General features: G+C 58.8%; 23 protein-coding genes. 11 read left to right on the forward strand and 12 right to left on the reverse strand.

The genetic code is table 11. The features are described from left to right. Window position 1 precedes the first annotated feature (1 nt). From AC2FFP_RS13620 to AC2FFP_RS13630, 3 genes are all read left to right on the forward strand, one after another. Complete coding sequence (locus AC2FFP_RS13620) at window positions 2-3,457, forward strand: chromosome segregation SMC family protein (RefSeq protein ID WP_496881154.1); 3,456 nt, start codon at window positions 2-4, stop codon at window positions 3,455-3,457. A gap of 54 nt (window positions 3,458-3,511) precedes the next feature. Continuing rightward, the gene (locus AC2FFP_RS13625; RefSeq protein ID WP_109312259.1) at window positions 3,512-3,862 is read left to right on the forward strand and encodes a hypothetical protein; all 351 of its coding nucleotides are present in this window, start codon (window positions 3,512-3,514) and stop codon (window positions 3,860-3,862) included. A gap of 180 nt (window positions 3,863-4,042) precedes the next feature. Continuing rightward, window positions 4,043-4,840, forward strand: coding sequence for a class II glutamine amidotransferase (locus AC2FFP_RS13630; protein ID WP_496844427.1), 798 nt, complete (start codon window positions 4,043-4,045; stop codon window positions 4,838-4,840). Between the two features lie 52 nt (window positions 4,841-4,892). Here AC2FFP_RS13630 and AC2FFP_RS13635 read toward each other — a convergent pair whose 3' ends face one another. Genes AC2FFP_RS13635 through AC2FFP_RS13645 form a run of 3 tightly spaced genes read right to left on the reverse strand, consistent with a single transcriptional unit; the run spans window position 4,893 to window position 7,950 of the window. Beyond that, a complete protein-coding gene (locus AC2FFP_RS13635) occupies window positions 4,893-6,056 on the reverse strand; it encodes a lytic murein transglycosylase (protein WP_496844428.1) in 1,164 nt (387 codons plus the stop codon). An 11-nt stretch (window positions 6,057-6,067) separates the two neighbouring features. Beyond that, window positions 6,068-6,988: an adenosylcobinamide-phosphate synthase CbiB gene (gene cbiB, locus AC2FFP_RS13640; protein WP_496881155.1), complete on the reverse strand. Its 921-nt coding sequence runs from the start codon at window positions 6,986-6,988 to the stop codon at window positions 6,068-6,070. Continuing rightward, complete coding sequence (locus tag AC2FFP_RS13645) at window positions 6,985-7,950, reverse strand: threonine-phosphate decarboxylase (RefSeq protein ID WP_496881156.1); 966 nt, start codon at window positions 7,948-7,950, stop codon at window positions 6,985-6,987. Before AC2FFP_RS13645 ends, cbiB begins: the two co-directional genes overlap by 4 nt. 182 nt (window positions 7,951-8,132) lie before the next feature. On the opposite strand from AC2FFP_RS13645, the gene AC2FFP_RS13650 reads away from it, so the two are divergent. Then, window positions 8,133-8,495: a response regulator transcription factor gene (locus tag AC2FFP_RS13650; RefSeq protein WP_108861296.1), complete on the forward strand. Its 363-nt coding sequence runs from the start codon at window positions 8,133-8,135 to the stop codon at window positions 8,493-8,495. Here the strand turns inward: AC2FFP_RS13650 and AC2FFP_RS13655 are convergent. Further along, window positions 8,477-9,466, reverse strand: coding sequence for a glutathione S-transferase family protein (locus tag AC2FFP_RS13655; RefSeq protein WP_496780144.1), 990 nt, complete (start codon window positions 9,464-9,466; stop codon window positions 8,477-8,479). The genes AC2FFP_RS13650 and AC2FFP_RS13655 overlap by 19 nt on opposite strands. 211 nt (window positions 9,467-9,677) lie before the next feature. On the opposite strand from AC2FFP_RS13655, the gene AC2FFP_RS13660 reads away from it, so the two are divergent. Then, window positions 9,678-10,031, forward strand: a complete 354-nt coding sequence (locus tag AC2FFP_RS13660; RefSeq protein ID WP_496740277.1) for a hypothetical protein — start codon at window positions 9,678-9,680, stop codon at window positions 10,029-10,031. Window positions 10,032-10,067: 36 nt separating this feature from the next. Here AC2FFP_RS13660 and AC2FFP_RS13665 read toward each other — a convergent pair whose 3' ends face one another. Then, window positions 10,068-11,240 (reverse strand): MalY/PatB family protein, encoded by a 1,173-nt coding sequence (locus AC2FFP_RS13665; protein ID WP_496881157.1) that lies wholly within the window; start codon window positions 11,238-11,240, stop codon window positions 10,068-10,070. A 94-nt stretch (window positions 11,241-11,334) separates the two neighbouring features. Here AC2FFP_RS13665 and def (AC2FFP_RS13670) point away from each other — a divergent pair, with 94 nt between their 5' ends. Genes def (AC2FFP_RS13670) through AC2FFP_RS13690 form a run of 5 tightly spaced genes read left to right on the forward strand, consistent with a single transcriptional unit; the run spans window position 11,335 to window position 13,759 of the window. Further along, a complete protein-coding gene (gene def, locus AC2FFP_RS13670) occupies window positions 11,335-11,853 on the forward strand; it encodes a peptide deformylase (protein ID WP_058278958.1) in 519 nt (172 codons plus the stop codon). Then, complete coding sequence (gene def, locus AC2FFP_RS13675) at window positions 11,850-12,344, forward strand: peptide deformylase (protein WP_496780140.1); 495 nt, start codon at window positions 11,850-11,852, stop codon at window positions 12,342-12,344. The genes def (AC2FFP_RS13670) and def (AC2FFP_RS13675) overlap by 4 nt, the downstream gene beginning before the upstream one ends. Window positions 12,345-12,346: 2 nt before the next feature. Beyond that, window positions 12,347-13,252 carry a methionyl-tRNA formyltransferase gene (gene fmt, locus AC2FFP_RS13680; RefSeq protein WP_496780138.1) on the forward strand — a complete coding sequence of 302 codons (906 nt, stop codon included), beginning with the start codon at window positions 12,347-12,349 and terminating at the stop codon, window positions 13,250-13,252. 14 nt (window positions 13,253-13,266) lie between these two features. Beyond that, the gene (locus tag AC2FFP_RS13685; protein WP_058278955.1) at window positions 13,267-13,521 is read left to right on the forward strand and encodes a hypothetical protein; all 255 of its coding nucleotides are present in this window, start codon (window positions 13,267-13,269) and stop codon (window positions 13,519-13,521) included. 1 nt (window position 13,522) lies between these two features. Beyond that, a complete protein-coding gene (locus AC2FFP_RS13690) occupies window positions 13,523-13,759 on the forward strand; it encodes a GlsB/YeaQ/YmgE family stress response membrane protein (RefSeq protein WP_058273291.1) in 237 nt (78 codons plus the stop codon). Between the two features lie 6 nt (window positions 13,760-13,765). Here the strand turns inward: AC2FFP_RS13690 and AC2FFP_RS13695 are convergent, their stop codons facing one another. The 7 genes from AC2FFP_RS13695 to AC2FFP_RS13725 all read right to left on the reverse strand — a co-directional run bounded on the left by AC2FFP_RS13695 (window position 13,766) and on the right by AC2FFP_RS13725 (window position 18,252). Beyond that, window positions 13,766-14,368, reverse strand: coding sequence for a COG3904 family protein (locus tag AC2FFP_RS13695; RefSeq protein WP_496767189.1), 603 nt, complete (start codon window positions 14,366-14,368; stop codon window positions 13,766-13,768). Window positions 14,369-14,422: 54 nt separating this feature from the next. Beyond that, on the reverse strand, window positions 14,423-15,046 hold the full coding sequence (locus AC2FFP_RS13700; RefSeq protein WP_058273289.1) for a trimeric intracellular cation channel family protein: 624 nt from the start codon (window positions 15,044-15,046) through the stop codon (window positions 14,423-14,425). Beyond that, window positions 15,043-15,510 carry a ribonuclease HI gene (gene rnhA, locus AC2FFP_RS13705; RefSeq protein ID WP_108861286.1) on the reverse strand — a complete coding sequence of 156 codons (468 nt, stop codon included), beginning with the start codon at window positions 15,508-15,510 and terminating at the stop codon, window positions 15,043-15,045. Before rnhA ends, AC2FFP_RS13700 begins: the two co-directional genes overlap by 4 nt. Further along, complete coding sequence (locus AC2FFP_RS13710; RefSeq protein ID WP_496881158.1) at window positions 15,503-16,090, reverse strand: class I SAM-dependent methyltransferase; 588 nt, start codon at window positions 16,088-16,090, stop codon at window positions 15,503-15,505. The genes rnhA and AC2FFP_RS13710 overlap by 8 nt, the downstream gene beginning before the upstream one ends. Beyond that, the gene (locus AC2FFP_RS13715; RefSeq protein WP_496723284.1) at window positions 16,087-16,539 is read right to left on the reverse strand and encodes a DUF3429 domain-containing protein; all 453 of its coding nucleotides are present in this window, start codon (window positions 16,537-16,539) and stop codon (window positions 16,087-16,089) included. Before AC2FFP_RS13715 ends, AC2FFP_RS13710 begins: the two co-directional genes overlap by 4 nt. Beyond that, window positions 16,536-17,486 (reverse strand): 4-hydroxy-3-methylbut-2-enyl diphosphate reductase, encoded by a 951-nt coding sequence (gene ispH, locus AC2FFP_RS13720; RefSeq protein WP_496723282.1) that lies wholly within the window; start codon window positions 17,484-17,486, stop codon window positions 16,536-16,538. Before ispH ends, AC2FFP_RS13715 begins: the two co-directional genes overlap by 4 nt. A gap of 193 nt (window positions 17,487-17,679) precedes the next feature. Continuing rightward, window positions 17,680-18,252: a LabA-like NYN domain-containing protein gene (locus tag AC2FFP_RS13725; protein ID WP_058278950.1), complete on the reverse strand. Its 573-nt coding sequence runs from the start codon at window positions 18,250-18,252 to the stop codon at window positions 17,680-17,682. A gap of 154 nt (window positions 18,253-18,406) precedes the next feature. Between AC2FFP_RS13725 and folK the strand changes: the two genes are divergently transcribed. After that, entirely contained in the window at window positions 18,407-18,964 is a 558-nt protein-coding gene (gene folK, locus AC2FFP_RS13730; RefSeq protein WP_496881159.1) for a 2-amino-4-hydroxy-6-hydroxymethyldihydropteridine diphosphokinase, read from the forward strand. The last annotated feature ends 47 nt before the right edge of the window (window positions 18,965-19,011 follow it).

Genomic DNA, 19,011 nt, shown 5'->3' on the forward strand with positions numbered 1-19,011 from the left:
TTTGCGGTTCAGCAAACTTAAACTCACCGGCTTCAAAAGCTTTGTTGACCCGACCGATCTGATTATCGCGGATGGGTTGACCGGTGTGGTGGGCCCAAATGGCTGCGGCAAGTCCAATCTTCTGGAAGCGTTGCGTTGGGTAATGGGTGAAAACCGCCCCAAATCCATGCGCGGTGGCGCGATGGAGGATGTGATCTTTGCCGGGGCCGCAACGCGTCCGGCCCGCAATTTTGCCGAAGTTGTCCTGACGATGGATAACTCGGAACGTTTGGCACCTTCGGGGTTCAATGACAGCGATCAGTTGGAAATTGTGCGTCGCATCACCCGCGATGTCGGCAGCGCTTACAAGACCAACGGCAAAGATGTTCGGGCGCGCGATGTCCAGATGCTTTTTGCCGATGCCTCGACCGGCGCGCATTCACCTGCACTGGTGGGGCAGAACCGCATCGCCGAGCTGATCAACGCCAAGCCCCGCGCGCGTCGCCGCATTCTGGAAGAGGCCGCCGGTATCTCGGGCCTTTATCAGCGCCGCCACGAGGCGGAGCTTAAGCTGAAGGGCACCGAATCCAACCTGACCCGTGTGGATGACGTTCTTGAACAGCTTGGCACCCAATTGGGGCAGCTTGCGCGGCAGGCGCGTCAGGCCGCACGGTACCGTGAGATTGGGGAGCAACTACGGCAGGCTGAAGGCATGCTGCTCTATCGCCGCTGGAAAGAGGCTGACATGGCCCGCCAACAGGCCGAAGACGTCTTGCGCGAGCGGATCACCGAAGCCTCGCGCGCCGAGGCCGAAGCCCGCGCCGCCAGCGCCAAGCGGTCTGAAATCGAGGAAACTCTGCCACCGTTGCGGGAGGAGGAGGCAATCGCCGCCGCCGTCTTGCAACGTCAGCAGGTGCAGCGTGATCAGCTGGTTGATCAGGAAACCCGCGCGCGTCAGACGATCGAGACGCTGACCAACCGAATTCAGCAGTTGGCCAACGATATCGAACGCGAAACCGGCCTGAACAGGGACGCGGGCCAGATGATCGAGCGTCTCGAATGGGAAGCACGCGAACTGGCCAAAGCGGCAGAAGGGCATGACGACAAAGTGGCTAAGGCCGCCGAGATCGCGCGCGAAGCCGCATCTGTGCTGCAGGATCGTGAAGATCACTTGTCGCAGGAAACCGAGGATATGGCGCGTCTTGTAGCCCGTCACCAGTCGGCGCAACGATTGGTCGAAGACAGCCGTAAGACACTGGCCCGGTCCGAGGGTGAGGAAGAGAAAGCCCGCGCGGCGGTAGACGAGGCTAGTGATGCTTTGACCCGTGCCAGCGAAGCGTACGAACAAGCGCAGGAAGGCGAGGAGGAAGCGCGAGAGGCCGCAGAGGCCGCCGAAGAAGCGCTGGCCGCGGCAGATGAATTGCGCAACGAAACGCAGGCGCGCGAGGCCGAGGCGCGCGCGCAGCGGTCCGAGGCCGAGGGTGAACTGGGTGCAATCCGCGCCGAGACATCGGCCCTGGCCAAGCTGGTCGAACGGGATACGGCCGAAGGCGGGCAGGTTCTGGATCTGCTGCGAGTCGAGCCCGGTTATGAAAAGGCGCTGGGGGCGGCACTGGCTGACGACCTGCGTACACCGTTGGTCGACGCCGACGGACCGTCGGGCTGGGTACAAGTTTCGGGCTATGATGCAGATCAGCCCTTGCCCGACGGGGCCGAACCATTGGCGTTGCATGTCTCGGGCCCGGACCGTCTGAGCCGCCGGATCGCTCAGATCGGGTTGGTTGATGCGGATCAGGGCGCGCAGCTGCAAGCCTCATTGAAGCCGGGGCAGCGTCTGGTGTCCCGTTCAGGTGACTTGTGGCGTTGGGATGGATTTCGGGCATGGGCCGAGGATGCGCCAAGCGCTGCAGCCTTGCGGTTGGAGCAGCTCAACAAGCTTGAAGCTCTGAAACAGGAACTTACCCGCGCCGAAGCGCAGGCTGATGGTGCCCGCGCCGCGCATGAAGCGCTGTCGCAGCAATTGGCGGACGTCACCGAAGCAGACCGCCGGGCCCGCGAAGCCCGCCGAGCAGCCGACCAGCGGATGGCGGAAACCGCGCGTCAGCTAAGCCGGGCTGAGGCCGACCGCAATCTGGCGCAGGGTAAGCTGGAAACTCTCGCCCTTGCTGTTGACCGGCACAAGGAAGATGCCATGTCCGCCCGCGCGCAACTGCGCGAGGCCGAGGGAGTGCTGTCCGGCCTGGGTGATGTCGACAGCGCGCGTGCGCAGGTTGAGGATATCAAACAGACGGTCGAGGCCGCGCGGATCACGATGCTGACCCACCGCTCATCCCATGATGAGCTGCGCCGCGAAGGCGAGGCGCGGACGCGGCGGGCTCAAGAAGTGACAAAGGACCTCAGTGGGTGGCGGCACCGGTTGGAGTCAGCAGAAAAACGTATCTCGGAATTGGTCGAGCGCAAGGAAAGCTCTGAGGGGGAACTGTCTGAGGCGATGGCCGCCCCGGGTGAGATCGCCGAGGCGCGTGAAGAACTGAACGAGTTGATCGAAACAGCCGAGGCCCGGCGCGCCGAGGCCGCCGACAAGCTTGCCGAGGCTGAGACGCAGCAGCGCGAGGTTGTGTTGGCCGAGCGTGAGGCTGAACGTTTGGCGTCCGAAGCCCGCGAATCCCGCGCGGCGGCCGAGGCGCGCTGTGACGCAGCCAAGGAAGGCGTCGTGGCCGCCGCTGAGCGGATCGCTGAAGACCAGCAGCTGACGCCGAACCAGTTGCTGAACCAACTGGATGTGAACCCCGACCAGATGCCTGCCGCTGATGCATTGGAGGCCGAAGTAAACCGCCACAAGCGTCAACGAGACGCGATGGGTGCGGTGAACCTGCGGGCGGAAGAAGACAGCAAAGAAGTTCAGGAAGAATTTGACACACTGAACAGCGAAAAGGCCGATCTGGAAGAGGCGATCAAGGCTCTGCGCAGCGGCATCGCCAGTCTTAACCGCGAGGGTCGTGAGCGTCTGCTGACTGCGTTCGAGCAGGTGAATTCCAACTTCGCCTTGTTGTTCAAGCATCTGTTCGGCGGTGGCGAGGCCAATCTGGTCATGGTCGAAAGCGATGATCCGTTGGATGCCGGGCTCGAAATCATGTGCCAACCGCCAGGCAAGAAGCTGTCGACGCTTAGTCTGCTGTCGGGCGGGGAACAGACCCTGACCGCCACGGCGCTGATCTTTGGCGTCTTCCTCGCCAACCCCGCGCCGATCTGTGTGCTGGATGAGGTCGACGCGCCGCTGGACGATGCCAACGTCACCCGTTTCTGCGACCTGCTAGACGAAATGTGCCGCCAGACGGACACTCGCTTCCTGATCATCACCCACCATGCGGTGACCATGGCGCGGATGGACCGGCTGTTTGGCGTGACCATGCAGGAACAGGGCGTCAGCCAGTTGGTTTCGGTCGATCTGAAAAAGGCCGAACAGATGGTCGCCTGATCGTTCACTGCAACGTTATGCCTCAATCGCCCGGTGGCGGGGTAAGGTGGCAGCATGACCCGATATCTGATCTTTGCCTTGTTGGCTGCCAGCCCGGTTGTGGCGGCGGAATGGCCAACAAAACCCGGAGATGTCCCGCTTTCATCTGCCGAGCTGGACGCCCTCGCGGGGCGAACGCTGACCTTCTATGACGACGGACAGTCTAAGTTTTCGGCTGGTGGGGCTTATTCCTTTACCTACGCCAGCGGGGATTCCGCGTTTGGGACATATTCCATTGCCGACGACGGCAGTGTCTGCATCACGTATCGTAACGGGTTCAGCCGCTGCGATCTCTATGTACGCAGCGGTAAGCGCCTAGTTCTGATTGACGAGAAAGGCGACAGATACCCGGTCCGGCCTGAATGAGTTTGGTAGCCGCCTTGACGATCAGGCATCGAATCCAAGTAGGGCATTAGTTGATTTAAGATTCGCGTTCTGCGTTGTCATTTGATCGAAGTATTGCCGAATGCTCGCGAAGAATGGTGAGTTTTCCTATCTGAGACGGTGGTATGCTCTCAAAAAATTCATACTCAATGGGGCTAACAGATGTGCCGATTTCTGGCTTGGGCAGGCGCAAAGCGTTATCTAGATGAATTGGTTCTGAACCAAGAGCAATCGCTTGTCATTCAGAGCCGAAATGCTCTGATCGGAAAGACGCCGATCAACGCAGATGGATTTGGCCTTGCCTGGTATTCCGAACGTGAGACGCCTTGTTTTTACAAGGACACTAACCCCGCCTGGTCGGATGCCAATCTTAAACAGCTAACGCATCACACCCGGTCGCATCTCTTTCTGGCCCATGTGCGGGCATCAACTGGTACTGCAACGTCGCGGAACAACTGCCACCCGTTTGGGGTTGGAAAATGGAGTTTTATGCATAATGGGCAGGCCGGAGGGCATGACCGTATCCGGCAGGAGTTGGACGGGATGATACCACCTGACCTCTACAGCCACCGGCTTGGCGCAACCGAAAGCGAAGCGATTTTCCTGATTGCCCATGGCGAAGGTCTGGATATCGATCCGATCGGCGCCATGGAGCGGGCAGTCCAACGTGTCGAAGATCTGTCACGACGCCGAGGTACGATGCCATATCTTCGCTTTGCCGCTTGTTGGTCGGACGGCGATCGCCTTTTTGCCGCCCGATATGCCTCGGACCGCTTTGCCCCAAGCCTCCACTACAAGGCGTGTAAGGATGGGTTCATTATTTCGTCCGAACCCTTGGACGCGAATAGCGGCGAATGGACTGAAATCCCTGCCAATACGGCGATTGAAACGCGGGGAAAGGCGTTGACTTCACACGCGTTTGAACCAAAAGCGCCGCATCACCACGTCGAGGTTGCATAACTCTGTGGTGTTGCGTCCGGATGCGTCCCGTCTGTGCGGGACGCATCGGGGCTCATAACTGGTTGAGCAAATCAGCTGTTGGCCACGCATCCGCGGGCAACCCCAGCCGTGCCTGTTCGGCCTGAACGGCAGCCCGTGTGCCCGCGCCCAGAATGCCGTCGATCTTGCCAACATCATAACCGCTTGCTTGTAGCTTGGTCTGCAACTGCTTCATCTGCGCGCCCGACAGGCCTTGTGGCGGGGAACCTGCGTCATAGATTTGGCCGCCCTCCAACCGCGTACCGAAATAGGCGGCGGTCAGGACATAAACAAAGCTCTGGTTCCATTCGAAATAGACGTCAAAGTTTGGGTAGGCCAAAAATGCAGGGCCGTTGCGACCCTGTGGTAGGATCAGCGACGCGGGCAGATTGGCCAGAGATCCGCTGCGCGCTTGAACGCCCATCGCCTGCCACTCAGATACGGACCGCGACTTGCCGGGGCCAGACAGGGACCAGTCCATCTGGGCGGGAACAGTTACCTCCTGCAGCCAGGGTTCACCCGGACGCCAGCCCAGATGCGACAGCATCTTGCCGCCCGACATCAGCGCATCCGGGGCTGAGGTTTTTAGCGAGACCTTGCCGTCGCCATCCCCGTCTACGCCGTTTTCCAGAATGTCGCGGGGCAACATCTGCACCATGCCGATCTCACCTGCCCAGGCACCAGTTGTGCGGTTGGGGTCAAAATCCCCTTGGCTATAGAGCTCGATGGCCGCAAAAACCTGTGGTCGGAACAACTCAGGTCGGCGGCAGTCATGCGCCAGAGTGACCAGAGCGTTGCGGGTGTTGAAGTCACCTTGTACCGCGCCATAGTCGGTCTCGAACGCCCAGAATGCCAGCAGTACACCGCGCGACACGCCATATTCCCGCTCAATCCGGTCAAACACCGTATCGTATTTGCGAGACATGGATTTGCCGCGATCTATCCGGTTCTGAGAGATCAGACGGCGTGAAAAATCGATGAACGGTATTTGGAATACGCCTTGCGCCCGATCCGCCCTTAGAACCGCGCTGTCCTGCTGAACACCTTTGAAAAAGCTGTTCACCGTGGATTTGTCGAACCCTTGTTGTACGGCCTCGGCCTTCAGGCCCTTCACGAAGGAATTGAACCCACCGCCACATTGGGCCAAGGCGGGAGCGGCGAGCAGGGTGGCGGCAATGATGCCGGAGAGAAAACGCATTTTTAGGTCCGTCAGAAAATGAAGCTTGCCCCAACCCACACCGACACGAGCCCCAGCGCAAGCCCCCAAACCCGCCAAAGCATGTCACATGCGCGGAAAACCTCCGGCGCGCCGATGTTACGTGGCGCATCACCGTTGACCCAGGCCAGATCGCGGACCTGACCATCATAGCTGCGCGGCCCGGCTAGGGCGACGTTTAAGGCGCGCGCCATGGCGGCCTCGGGCCAGCCTGCGTTGGGTGAGATATGGCGGCTTGCATCCGCGACCATTTCGGGCCAGCGCGCCCATTGGCCGGACAACGCCACGATCATCACGCAGGTCAGACGGGCGGGAATAAGGTTCAACACATCGTCTAGACGCGCAGCGGCCCAGCCGAAATCGCGGTACTTTTCTGATCGGTAGCCGATCATGCTATCGGCGGTGTTGACCGCCTTGTAGATCAGCAATCCAGGCAGGCCCGCAACCAGAAACCAGAAGGCGGGCGCAATTACTCCGTCGCTGAGGTTTTCAGCGGCGCTCTCAATCGCTGATCGGGCGACCTGCGCTTCAGTCATATCCCGCGTATCGCGCGAAACAATCATGGCAACCTTGGCGCGCCCGTCGACCAACGAGGCGCGCAACCCTTCGCCCACGTCGCGGACATGGGTCACCAGTGACTTCTGTGCCAGCAGAATTGCGGCAAGGATGATCTCGATCACTGGCCCAAACACGGTCAGCGCGCGGCCCAGAGTCACTGCGCCAAAGATCAGCAGCACCACGACGGCCACGCCTTTCAGGCGTCTATTCGTTCCGTGGTTCAGACGCTGATCCAGCCAGCCGATGGCGGTGCCGGTCATCACTGCCGGATGACGAATGCGCGACCAGAGCCAATCTGGCTCTCCAAGCGCCGCGTCCAGACACATGGCGCAAACCAGCAGAAAAGCTGTGCTCACAACGCGGCCTCAAGCTGACGCCACCCGTCTGCGGGCGGTAAGCCAAGGCGCAGATAGGTGTTTGAGTAGGGGAATATACGGCTCCAGATATGGGCGCGGGCCAGTTTGGCCTGCCAAGCGGCGGCATCGTCGACGTCATAAAGGCGGAACAATGTGGTGCCGCCGACCAGTTCTGCACCTTTGCCCGTAACGAACCCGTCCAGCCGATCTGCCGCATCCGCCAATTGCTGACGGGTCGCCTTGGCCCAGTCTATGTCCTGCAGCGCCTGTTCCCCGATCCGAAGGGCAGGGCCCGAGACGGACCACGGCCCGGTCAGATCGTTCAGCTTTGAGATCAGGTCAGGGCGGCCAATCGCAAATCCCAGTCGTAACCCGGCCAAACCCCAGAACTTGCCGAAACTTTTCAACACGATCACACCGGGCTGCTCGGCCAGATGAATTAGGGATGCGTCAGGGCAAACGTCACAAAAACTCTCATCAATCACGGTCAGCGGGGCATCGGCGTCCTCTACGGTCCAGATACGTCCATCCGGATTATTCGGGTGCACAAGGACGCGCGCCTCGGCTGGGCCGTTCGACTGAACTGTCCAACCCTGCGCGGAGAAAGCTGCCGCGTGTTCGTTGTAGGTAGGTGCTGTGATCTGAACCCGACCCGTCGCAGCAAGTGCAGGCATGCGGGCGATTACTGCTGAAGCGCCGGGCGCGGGCAGAATCGCTGCACCTTTGGGAACGGACCAGAACTGGCGTGCTGCGGCAGACAGCCGTTCGAACGCACCGTGATCCGGCAGCGCGGCCCAATCCGATGGGGTCAGTCCCGACACCGGATACGGGTGTGGGTTGATGCCGGTGGACAGGTCCAGCCAGTTGTCGCGTGCCCCGCCGAACCGGGCGATAGCACCGTCCAGTCCGCCGCCATGGTCGCGCGCGGCACGGGGGTTCAAATCTGCGTTTGGGCTTGCCATCGATGTTCTCGCCGGAATTGCGCGTTTGTTGTGCTTCAAGCGGATTTTCGCCGCTTACACAAGCAAATCCGCGTGATCGGCCCGGATGACCGGCACCATTAACACTTTGTTAAGGAATAAGCGTGATCACAAACCACGGGGGTCGGCACCGCACACTCTACCAAGTGCCGAGGTTGTTGCAAATGAATGTACTGATTGTTGAGAGTAACCCCGACCTTGGTCGGGTCTGGAAAAGACATCTGGAACGGCAAGGCGCCGAAGTGACGCTTGTTGCCGGGCAAGAGGCTGCGATCCTTGCGCTGTACGGCACGGATTTCGATATCATCGTGCTGGATCTGGTGCTGGAAAATGGCAGCGCGTTGGCAGTGGCTGATTTCGCCAGCTATCGCCGCCCCGAGGCGCGGGTGATCTTTGTCACCAACACCACCTTTTTTTCAGACGGATCGATTTTTGCCCACAGCCCAAATGCGTGCGCTTATGTGCAAAGCGGCACGCCGCCAGAAGATCTGGCGGCGATGGTCGAGCATTACGCGGCGGGCCGCTGACCGCGCCCGTGCGGTTCCATGTAGTCCAAAACCGGGTTGGTCGGGATGATCCGATGCGGATTGATACTTTCGTGGCTATAGTGATAGTGGCGCACGATGTGATGCATATTCACCGTCGAAGCGACGCCCGGCCATTGATACAACTCGCGCGTATAAGCCCAAAGATTCGGATAATCGATCAGCCGCCGCCGATTGCATTTGAAATGCAGATGATAGACGGGATCGAACCGGATCAGCGTCGTGAACAACCGCCAGTCAGCCTCGGTCAGGCGATCACCCATCAGATAACGGTTTAAAGTCAAACGGTCTTCCAGCCAGTCCAGTGTTTCAAACAGCGGATCCACGGCGGCGTCATAGGCCTGTTGGCTGGTGGCAAAGCCTGACTTGTAGACGCCGTTGTTGACGTTGGAATAGATGCGCGCGTTCACTTCTTCGATTTCATCCCGCATTGTCTCGGGCCAGTAATCATCGGTATTTCCGGTGATCCTGTCAAAGGCCGAATTGAGCATGCGGATGATTTCCGAGCTTTCGTTCGAAACGATCGTCTGCTGTTTCTTGTCCCACAGGATCGGCACTGTGACCCGGCCCGAATAAGAAGTGTCGGCCTTGGTGTAAATCTGGTGGGCAAAGTCCAGACCATAGAGAGTGTCCCCGGTTGCCCCATTGCCATCAGTCTCAAAGGTCCAGCCCTTATCCAGCATGTCGGAATGCACAACAGAAACAGAGATGTGACTGGTCAAACCCTTCAGTTCCCGGAAGATCAGAGTTCGGTGCGCCCATGGGCAGGCATGGCTTACGTAAAGATGATAGCGCCCGGATTCAGCGTTGAACCCGCCCTTGCCCGATGGTCCGGCGCTGCCATCTGTAGTCAGCCAGTTGCGGAACTGCGCGGCGCTGCGTTTGAACGCGCCGCCAGTGGATTTGGTGTCATACCAGGTGTCGTGCCATTTACCGTCGACCAACAGGCCCATCTCATGCCCTCCGAAAAGCGATTTAGCCAAACATAGGCGGTCGCAAGTGCCGTTCCTATGCGAGGACGCGCGCAATCTGCCTGCGCACACGCACAAGTTGGATTGGGATTTCTGTGCAACAAATTGATTTCTCGGCGCTGACTGTGACCGGGTTCACTGGATTTTTACAATTTGCGCCTCACAATAGAGTACTCTGTTGGGGGAAATTTTTATGAGTACGTATGTTTCAAAGGAAATTACTGCCGAATTGGATGCGGCCCGAATCGCCGGTTTGAAGAAAACCAGCCGCCTGCGTGTCGAAATTGGCGACAATTCCTATAAAATTCTTCGATTGTGGAAAGATGGCTTTACGGTTGAAGCTGAAACCACGCCGCGACTGCGCGGGCTCGTCGACATCTATGATGGCGCCAACCACCTGTACCAATGTCTGATCATAGCGGATGAGGATGAAGCAGGCGAGATGCGATACGAATTCAAGCGCAGCACGGCCGCTGCCGACAAGGCTCCGCTGGATTTCTACCGCGCGCCGGACGCGCCGATTGCGTTAATTGGGCACAAGGATTGAGGGCAAGGCCAACGACATTGCCGTTGGCCGCCTCGTTCACTGCAAATCAGCAAATGCGCGCTTTAGCCGTTCGCATGCCTCTTCGACCCGCGCACGCTGAGTAGCCAGGTTGAACCGTTCGAAGGTCTCACCCCCTGCGCCGAAACCGGGGCCTGAGGACGTTGCGATTTTGGCATCTTCGCGCAGGCGGCGGACAAACTCTTCATGGGTCATGCCGGTTCCTGAGAATTCTACCCAAGCCAGATAAGTAGCCTGCAACGGCATGGACCACAGACCAGGGATCTCGGCGATTGCTGCGTCAAAGACCTGGCAGTTGCCCGCCAGATGCGCGACCTGTTCGTCAACCCATGCCGCACCCTCGGGCGAATAGGCGGCAGTTATCATCGCCACGCCCAACGCGCTGGGGTCATAGTCCAGCGTCTGAATGCGGTGCCGCATGGCCGCGCGCAGTTTGGGGTCCGGAATGATCATGTTACCGGTGCGTTGACCGGCGATGTTAAATGTCTTGGACGCCGCAGTCAGGGTCACGGTCCACGGCCGCGCATCCGGCGCAGCCACATCCATCGGCACGAACGTATTGCCAGGATAAACCAGATCGTGGTGGATCTCATCCGAGACCAAAATCAACCCATTACGTTCGGCGAATGCGGCCACGGCACGCAGTTCATCCGGTGTCCACACCCGGCCCGAGGGGTTTTGCGGCGAGCACCACAGCAACAGCTTTTCCGACCCGTCCAGACGCGACTGAGCGTCGTCCAGATCCAGGCCATAGGTTTCGCCTTGTCGCGCCAGCGGACATTCCACCACACGGCGACCTGATTTGTTCACCTTGTGAGCAAACTCATGGTAGACAGGGCTGAAGATGACGACGCCGTCGCCCGGTTCGCTCCAGACATCTAGACACAAGGCGATGGCATTGCCCAACCCTTGCGAGGTCAGCACCCAATCGGTGTCGATGTCCCAGCTATGGCGGTTCTTCATCCACCACTGAATCGATGCCAGATATTCCGGGTGAATCCACGAATACCCAAAGACCCCATGGTCAGCCGTTTTTCGAACCGCATCAATTACGCAAGGCGCTGTTGGGTAATCGGAATCTGCCGTCCACATGGCCAGCCCGTCCTGCGGGGGCACACCGTAGATTTGCTCCATCTTATCCCATTTTGAACTGTTGGTTCCCCGGCGGTCGATCAGGTCGTTGAAAGTCATGTCTGCTCCATCTGTCCGGACGAAAGCTAGCTACAATTCCAGCGGGTGCAAGGGGGGCGTTGCGGTGCAGTGCGGGATGGCCTAAATCAACCCCATGAAACGTAATATCCTGATCCATCCCGACCCCCGCCTGAAAAAGGTCTGCGCGCCTGTGGCAGATATCAGCGACGAGCTGCGCAAGCTGGCAGACGACATGCTGGAGACGATGTATGACGCGCCTGGCGTTGGTCTGGCCGCGCCTCAGATCGGCGTGCTGGATCGGTTGATCGTGTTGGACTGCATTAAGGAAGAGGGCGAAGCCCCGCGTCCGTTGATCATGTTCAATCCCGAGGTTATCGCCTCGTCCGATGAGACCAATGTCTACGAAGAAGGCTGCTTGTCGATCCCCGAGCAATTCGCCGAAGTCACGCGCCCCAAAGTGGTTGATGTCACGTGGATTGACCAGGATGGGAACTTGCAACAGGAAACATTCGACGGCCTGTGGGCGACCTGTGTTCAGCATGAGATCGACCATTTGAACGGCAAGCTGTTCATCGACTATCTCAAGCCGCTGAAACGGCAGATGATCACGCGGAAGATGCAAAAACTAAAGCGCGAGCAGGCCCGCGCATGACCGCTCGCACCTGCCTGCCATGGCCCGATAAACGCCTGCGCACCAAGGCGGAGGACGTCGCCGAGATCACCGATGAAATCCGAGCCATCTGGGACGACATGATCGACACGATGGAAGCTATGCCCGGTGTTGGCCTTGCCGCGCCGCAGATCGGTGTCATGTTGCGGCTGGCTGTGGTGGACGGCTCGGTCGAACGCGGTAAGGCTGTGCGTTTGGCGAACCCAGAAATCCTGCACAGCTCAATCGAATTGCGCGAACATGATGAGGCCAGCCCGAACCTGCCCGGTGTCTCGGCCAAGGTGAAACGCCCGCGCGCGGTGACGGTCAAGTTTCTGAACGAACAGGGCATGGTGGATCGCCGCGACTTTGTCGGGATCGAGGCCACAAGCGTACAGCACCAGATCGATCATCTGAACGGGAAGATGTATTTCGACCGGCTCAGCAAGGTCAAACGGGACATGCTGCTGCGCAAAGCCAAAAAGCAGGGGTAGAGATGCGCGTCACTTTCATGGGTACACCCGACTTTTCGGTTCCTGTGCTGGATGCGCTGGTTGAGGCGGGTCATGATATCGTCGCCGTATATTGCCAGCCCCCGCGCCCGGCTGGTCGGGGCAAAAAGGATCGACCGACACCGGTTCACGCACGGGCCGAAGCGTTAGGCCTGACTGTCCGCCATCCGGTGTCTCTGAAATCGTCAGATGAACAGGATGCCTTTGCTGCACTGAACGCAGATGTGGCTGTGGTGGTCGCTTATGGCCTGATCCTACCGCAGCCCATTCTGGACGCGCCTGCCCAGGGATGTCTGAATATCCATGCCAGCCTGTTGCCGCGCTGGCGCGGGGCGGCCCCGATCCATCGCGCCATCATGTCCGGCGATGCGCAAACCGGTATCTGCATCATGCAGATGGAGGCCGGTCTGGACACAGGCCCGGTTCTTATGCGCGAAGCAACCGATATCGGGATCGAGGAAACCACCGACCAGTTGCATGACCGGCTGTCGATAATGGGCTCCAAACTGATCGTTGGGGCTTTGCATGACCTGCCGAATCTGACGCCCGAGCCGCAGCCCGAGGTCGGTGTGACCTATGCCGCCAAGATCGACAAATCAGAGGCACGGATTGACTGGTCGCGGCCCGCAGCAGAGGTGGACCGGCAGATCCGCGGTCTGTCCCCGTTCCCAGGTGCCTGGACCGAGATTGACGGAGACCGCGTGAAACTACTGGCGTCGCGTCTGGCCGAGGGGCAGGGCGTACCCGGCGAAGCTCTGGACGATGCCTTGACAGTAGCTTGCGGCGAGGGTGCCGTTGATCTGTTGCGCCTGCAACGGGCGGGCAAAGGCGCACAGGATAAGGAAACCTTTCTGCGGGGCTGGCCTGTGGCCAAGGGAAGTCGGATTTAGAAGGAATAACAGACTTGTACATGACTTTGATGGGGACGGTGTTGATTGCAGCCGTCGTTGGAAGCCTTGCGGAAAAAACCGGGTTTACCCGAAACGGCTATCTGCAATCTATCATCATTTGTATCGGCGGTGCCTTTCTGTTTTTCTTTGCTCAGATCATGTTTGGCAGGATGTTCGGGTTTAACCTTGCTTTTGGGTCCCCGGGATTGAACGCTATTGTGTCATCCGTCGGCGCGCTGATCATCGTGCCGACCCATTGGAGGAAGTGACATGCCTGTCATCGCCCTGATCGTCATCGGAGCCGCCGCAGGGTTCCTGGCCACCCGTTTAATGCGGATCGAGGCCAACATCCCCACAACCATGTTGATTGGCATCGTTGGTGCACTGGTTGGCGGATTTCTGTTGCGGGCCTTGATCACCGTGGCAGGGTGGTTGTCCGGATTTGTAGGCGCGGTTCTGGGCGCGCTGCTGGTAATCTGGATATGGCAGACCTATCTGCGGCGTTGAGCGGGGCTACCGCTCGTCGCAAATCACTGTTGATCCCAACGATTTCGAATTGCGCGTCGCCATTTTGAAGCGATTGGCTTCCTCTGCTGACATCCAGTGCATTTCGTCCTCGGACGCTGCATCAAGCGTGAACCAATAAAAGGCCGGGTCGACACCAATGTCATTGAAATAGTCGAGATAGCGATCGTGCTCGGGGTGGTTTTCGGGCAGGTTGGCAGCCACATATCCGCCGCCGCCCCAGCTATGAACCCCGACACATGCGCCAGGTTCCAGAGTGCGACGATTGCCTGCCAGGAACAGATCGGTGCCACCAGAGGCGACCAAGCCGTTTGAGGGCACCACAGTATCGAACCCTTCGTCCCGAACAACGCGGCTGAAAACGACATTTGCATCATCATCGACCGAGCCTTCGATGTTCTGCAGTACAAGTGTCTTGATCTCGGGATTGGCCGCAGTGATTTCTTCAAAAGCGCTGAGTGTCGTGTGATCAATAGCCCCCGAAGCAACGATTTCGTCGCCCTGTACAACGAAGCTGACCGCGTCGTATCGCTCCGCACACGCACCCAGAAGAGCCAGTGAGGCGACAAAAATGGGGAAAGTGAATTTCATTTCAGTTCTCACTTCTGTGGCACAGGAAATGCAGATCGAACATTTTGCACCCATTTATTGCCGCGGCGGGCGCGCCTTGTAAACCGGAAGCCGCCAGCCAAACACCAATGATCCTGCCCGCAATGCCCAGCAGATCAACGCACATGCGGCTAGTGTGGCCAACTCGTCGAAACCAAGTCGGGTCGCGATCACAGCGGCAAAAGCCCCGGCAAACGCGCAAGAGACGTAGAGCTCACCCTGTTTCAGGACCAGTGGCACTTCGTTGCAGACCACGTCCCGCATCAGGCCGCCAAGGCAGCCCGTTGTGACGCCCATCAGCACAACGATGACACCGGATTGGTTCAGAGACAAGGCTGCGCCAGCACCTGCTGCCGCGGCAATCGACAGGGCGAAACTGTCCAGCCAGACCAGCAAGTTGTATCGGCTTTCCACCAAATGGGCAGTGAAAAACACCACCACGGCGGCTGCTGTGGCGATCAGGATATAGTCTGGCTGGCCGACCCAGAATACCGGATGCCGGTCCAGCAGCAGGTCGCGGACGGTTCCGCCGCCCACAGCAGTCAGGCAGGCCATAAAGGCGAAGCCTACCAAATCCAGCTGTGCCCGGCTGGCCACCAATGCGCCTGTCAGGGCAAAAACCAGAACTGAGGCATAGTCGAGCAGTGCCAGACCGCTCACGTTTGCGCCTTTTTTGGTTTGAACGGGGCCATGCCCGCGCGGGCCAGCTCGTCGGCTTTTTCGTTTTCGGGATGGCCAGCATGGCCTTTGACCCATTCCCAGGTCACGTCATGGCGGGCCTGTGCCTCATCCAGTCGCTGCCACAGATCGACATTCTTGACCGGTTTCTTGTTCGAGGTCTTCCAGCCGTTGCGTTTCCAGCCGAAAATCCAGCCGGTCACGCCATTTTTTACATAGGCGCTGTCGGTCACCACAGTGATCTTCGAGGCCCGCTCCAGGGTTTCCAGCGCGCTGATCGCGGCCAGCAATTCCATACGATTGTTGGTGGTCTCAGCTTCGCCGCCGTTCAGCTCGCGTTCTTTCAGGACTTTCTCGCCATCCATTGCGCGCATCAACACACCCCAGCCCCCGGGACCAGGATTGCCCGAACAGGCACCATCGGTATAGGCAAACAACTCAGGCATGGGCGATCACCAGAATAAAACCGTCATAAGATCCAGCCAGGCCTTTGCCCACGCCAGTTGTGATCCGGTCAATTGTGAACCCCGCCTTCGCCAGAGCCTCTTCGATCTCGGTCTGTGAGAAATAGGTGTAATAGCGATCAATGTCGTCGCGGTGTTCACCGGTTCCCAGTTTCAGACCAAGGAAAAAGATACTCTCAGGCTTGAGTGCCCGGTGGATGGCCTCCAAATGGCGCGGGAAATCCTTGCGCGGCGCATGTAGCAGCGAAAAGCTGGCATAGATGCCGTCAAACGTGGCCGTTTCGGTCACATCGTCAAATGTACCGACATGCGCATCCACGCCATTTTCGCGGGCGTGTTCCACAAAGGCCGGCGTCGCATCCAATGCCCGTACCCGCAGCCCCTCACGCATGAAGAACATACTGTCCGCCCCGGGGCCTGAGCCGAGGTCAAGCACATAGCCGCCCGGCGCAACCGCTTCGGCAAAGGCCATGCGGGCCTCGATCTGTTCGGGCGGCAATGGGACGCTCAGGTACTCGGCAACACGTGTGGTGTAGGCGTCAATTGTCTTGCGGTCGGTCACAGGTACACTCCTACGGCAAGGCATATCAGGACGATGGCTGTCAGCAGAACGCGCAGCCTCAGCCACCATGTTGGGGTCAGCCGCCAATATGCAAATATCGCATCCAACATCAGCAAACCGGCGAAGCCGTACATTAGGTTGATGCCCGCCTCAACAGGTCCACCGCCGGTCATGAAAAACGCCCAAAGCGCCGGGAGGACTGACAGCACATAGCATGTCGCTGCCTTACTGCCCGAGGTCTTGGTGGCGAACCCCCACAGAACACCGGACATAAAACTTAAAATCACAGAGCCGTAGAACAGTTGAATATACGGTCCGACGAACCGCGACCCAAGCTCTTGCCTGCCCCAATCCTGCAAATCGCCGTTCAAGGAGGTCAGCGCGCCCCAAATGAACGGGATCAACCCCGCCAGCGCCAGAACCAACGGCGCCCTGGGGACGCCTCTCATGCGGTTTGCCTCAGGACGCGGGGCACTTTGAATTCGACATTTTCGACGGCGGTTTCGACCAGTTCAACCGTCACGTCATAGTGGGTGTCGAAAGCGTCAATCACCTCATTCACCAGCACTTCGGGTGCTGAAGCGCCTGCGGTAATGGCGATGGTTGAGATGCCTTCCAGCGCCCGCCAGTCGATATCGTGGGCGCGCTGCACCAATTGCGCATAGTTGCACCCGGCGCGGGCCGCAACCTCGACCAGTCGGCGTGAGTTCGAAGAGTTCGGTGCGCCAACAACAAGCAAAGCATCCGATTTTGGAGCCACGGCTTTGACGGCCTCTTGCCGGTTGGTGGTGGCGTAGCAGATGTCTTCCTTATGCGGGCCAACGATGGCCGGGAACCGGACTTGGAGGGCTGCGATAATATCCTTGGTGTCATCCACCGAAAGCGTCGTCTGGGTGACAAATGCCAGCTTTTCCGGATTGCGTACCTGAACCGAGGCCACGTCATCGACGGTTTCAACCAGCAGCACTTCGCCGTCGGGCAACTGGCCCATGGTGCCGATGGTTTCCGGATGGCCCTTGTGCCCGATCATGATCATCTGCAATCCGGCCTCAGCATGGCGCTGAGCCTCGACATGAACCTTGGAGACCAGCGGGCAGGTGGCATCGACATAGATCATCTCGCGCTGGGCCGCCGACGCGGGAACAGATTTCGGTACGCCATGCGCTGAAAAAATAACGGGTCGGTCGTTAGGACACTCGTCCAACTCTTCGACAAAAACGGCCCCCTTGGCGCGCAGACCATCTACGACGAATTTGTTGTGCACAATTTCATGCCGCACATAGACCGGAGCACCCCATTTCTGCAGCGCCATTTCAACGATCTTGATCGCCCGGTCGACACCGGCGCAGAACCCGCGCGGCGCGGCGAGGTATAGGGTAAGGGGCGGCTTGGTCATGTCTTGGTCTCCATAGGCCACAGGTAAGTCTTTTCCCGGCTATGGTCCAGACAGGACATTGTCATTGATATGACATGAATCACTGCTAGCCAGCAGGTGTTTCAGTACCTGCTTTTAGTTAAAGAAGCGCGGTCAGGTTGGTACAGCCTGACCGCGCTAATTTCTTCCCCCGGGTTTGGTGAGTGGCCCGGTCTTACTGTCCACCCGCAGCAACGCTGCGTGGCTCCATGGGCATTTCACGCGGAGGTCGCCCGATCACGTCGCGCAGGTCCTCAAGCTCGATGAAGTTGTCGGCCTGGCGGCGCAACTCGTCCGAGATCATCGGCGGCTGGCTGCGGATGGTCGAAACCACCGAAACGCGCACGCCCTGACGCTGCAGGCTGGCAATCAACGGGCGAAAATCCCCATCGCCCGAAAACAGCACAATATGATCGACACGTGGTGCCAGTTCCATGGCGTCGACTGTCAGTTCGATGTCCATGTTACCTTTGACTTTCCGACGCCCCATGCTGTCGGTGTATTCCTTCGCCGGTTTTGTCACCATGGTGAAGCCGTTGTAATGCAGCCAGTCAACCAAGGGGCGGATCGGGGAATACTCGTCGTTTTCCAATAGCGCCGTATAGTAAAAAGCCCGAAGCATCTTGCCGCGGCGCATAAACTCCTGGCGCAGCAATTTGTAGTCGATGTCAAACCCCAGTGCTTTTGCGGCTGCATAAAGATTCGAGCCGTCGATGAACAGCGCTAGCCGTTCGTCTTTATAGAACATAAATAGGTCCTTCCGGTACAATACAGAGCGCCGTGGTGTTACGTGAGTGGGTATTTGAAAAATAGGCGGCGCGCTAATCTTCTATAATTAGGCCATTTCGGTCGTATCGCAAGTATGCAATTCGCCGAATATAGTGAATGGAACGTACAAATCTATGTCAAAAGCGGTTATCGCGCTGGGCGCAAATCTCAAAATGAGAGGTATTGGCCCCAAGGTGACACTTCAAAGCGCCCTTGACGCGATCTTGCGTCATGGGGTGGTGATTCGTGCCGTCAGCCGTTTTTTTGAGACCCCGTGCTTCCCGGCAGGTGCCGGGCCTGACTACGTCAATGCGGCTGCTTTGATCGAAACGGACAGGACGCCGACCGATTTGTTGCACCTTCTTCACCAGATTGAGCATCAGTTTGGCCGCGAAAGGGTGCAGCGATGGGGTATGCGAACGCTGGATCTGGATCTGGTCTGCTATGATGATCTGGTTCTGCCGGATCGCACCGAATTTGACAGCTGGCTGACCCTGCCAGCACAGGAACAGACGCAAAAGGCGCCGGACCGGCTGATTATTCCACATCCGCGCCTACAGGATCGTGCTTTCGTCCTTGTTCCGATGGCGGACGTCGCCCCGGATTGGCGGCATCCGGTGCTGGGTCGGACGGTAACCGAAATGCTGGCAGACCTGCCCGCGTCGGATATTGCGGCAGTCACGGCTGTATGAACGGTGCATTTGCAGCATTTCTTGCTTGTCAAGGCGGGGATTCGCCC

Source organism: Ruegeria sp. YTSC004 (assembly GCF_059609805.1).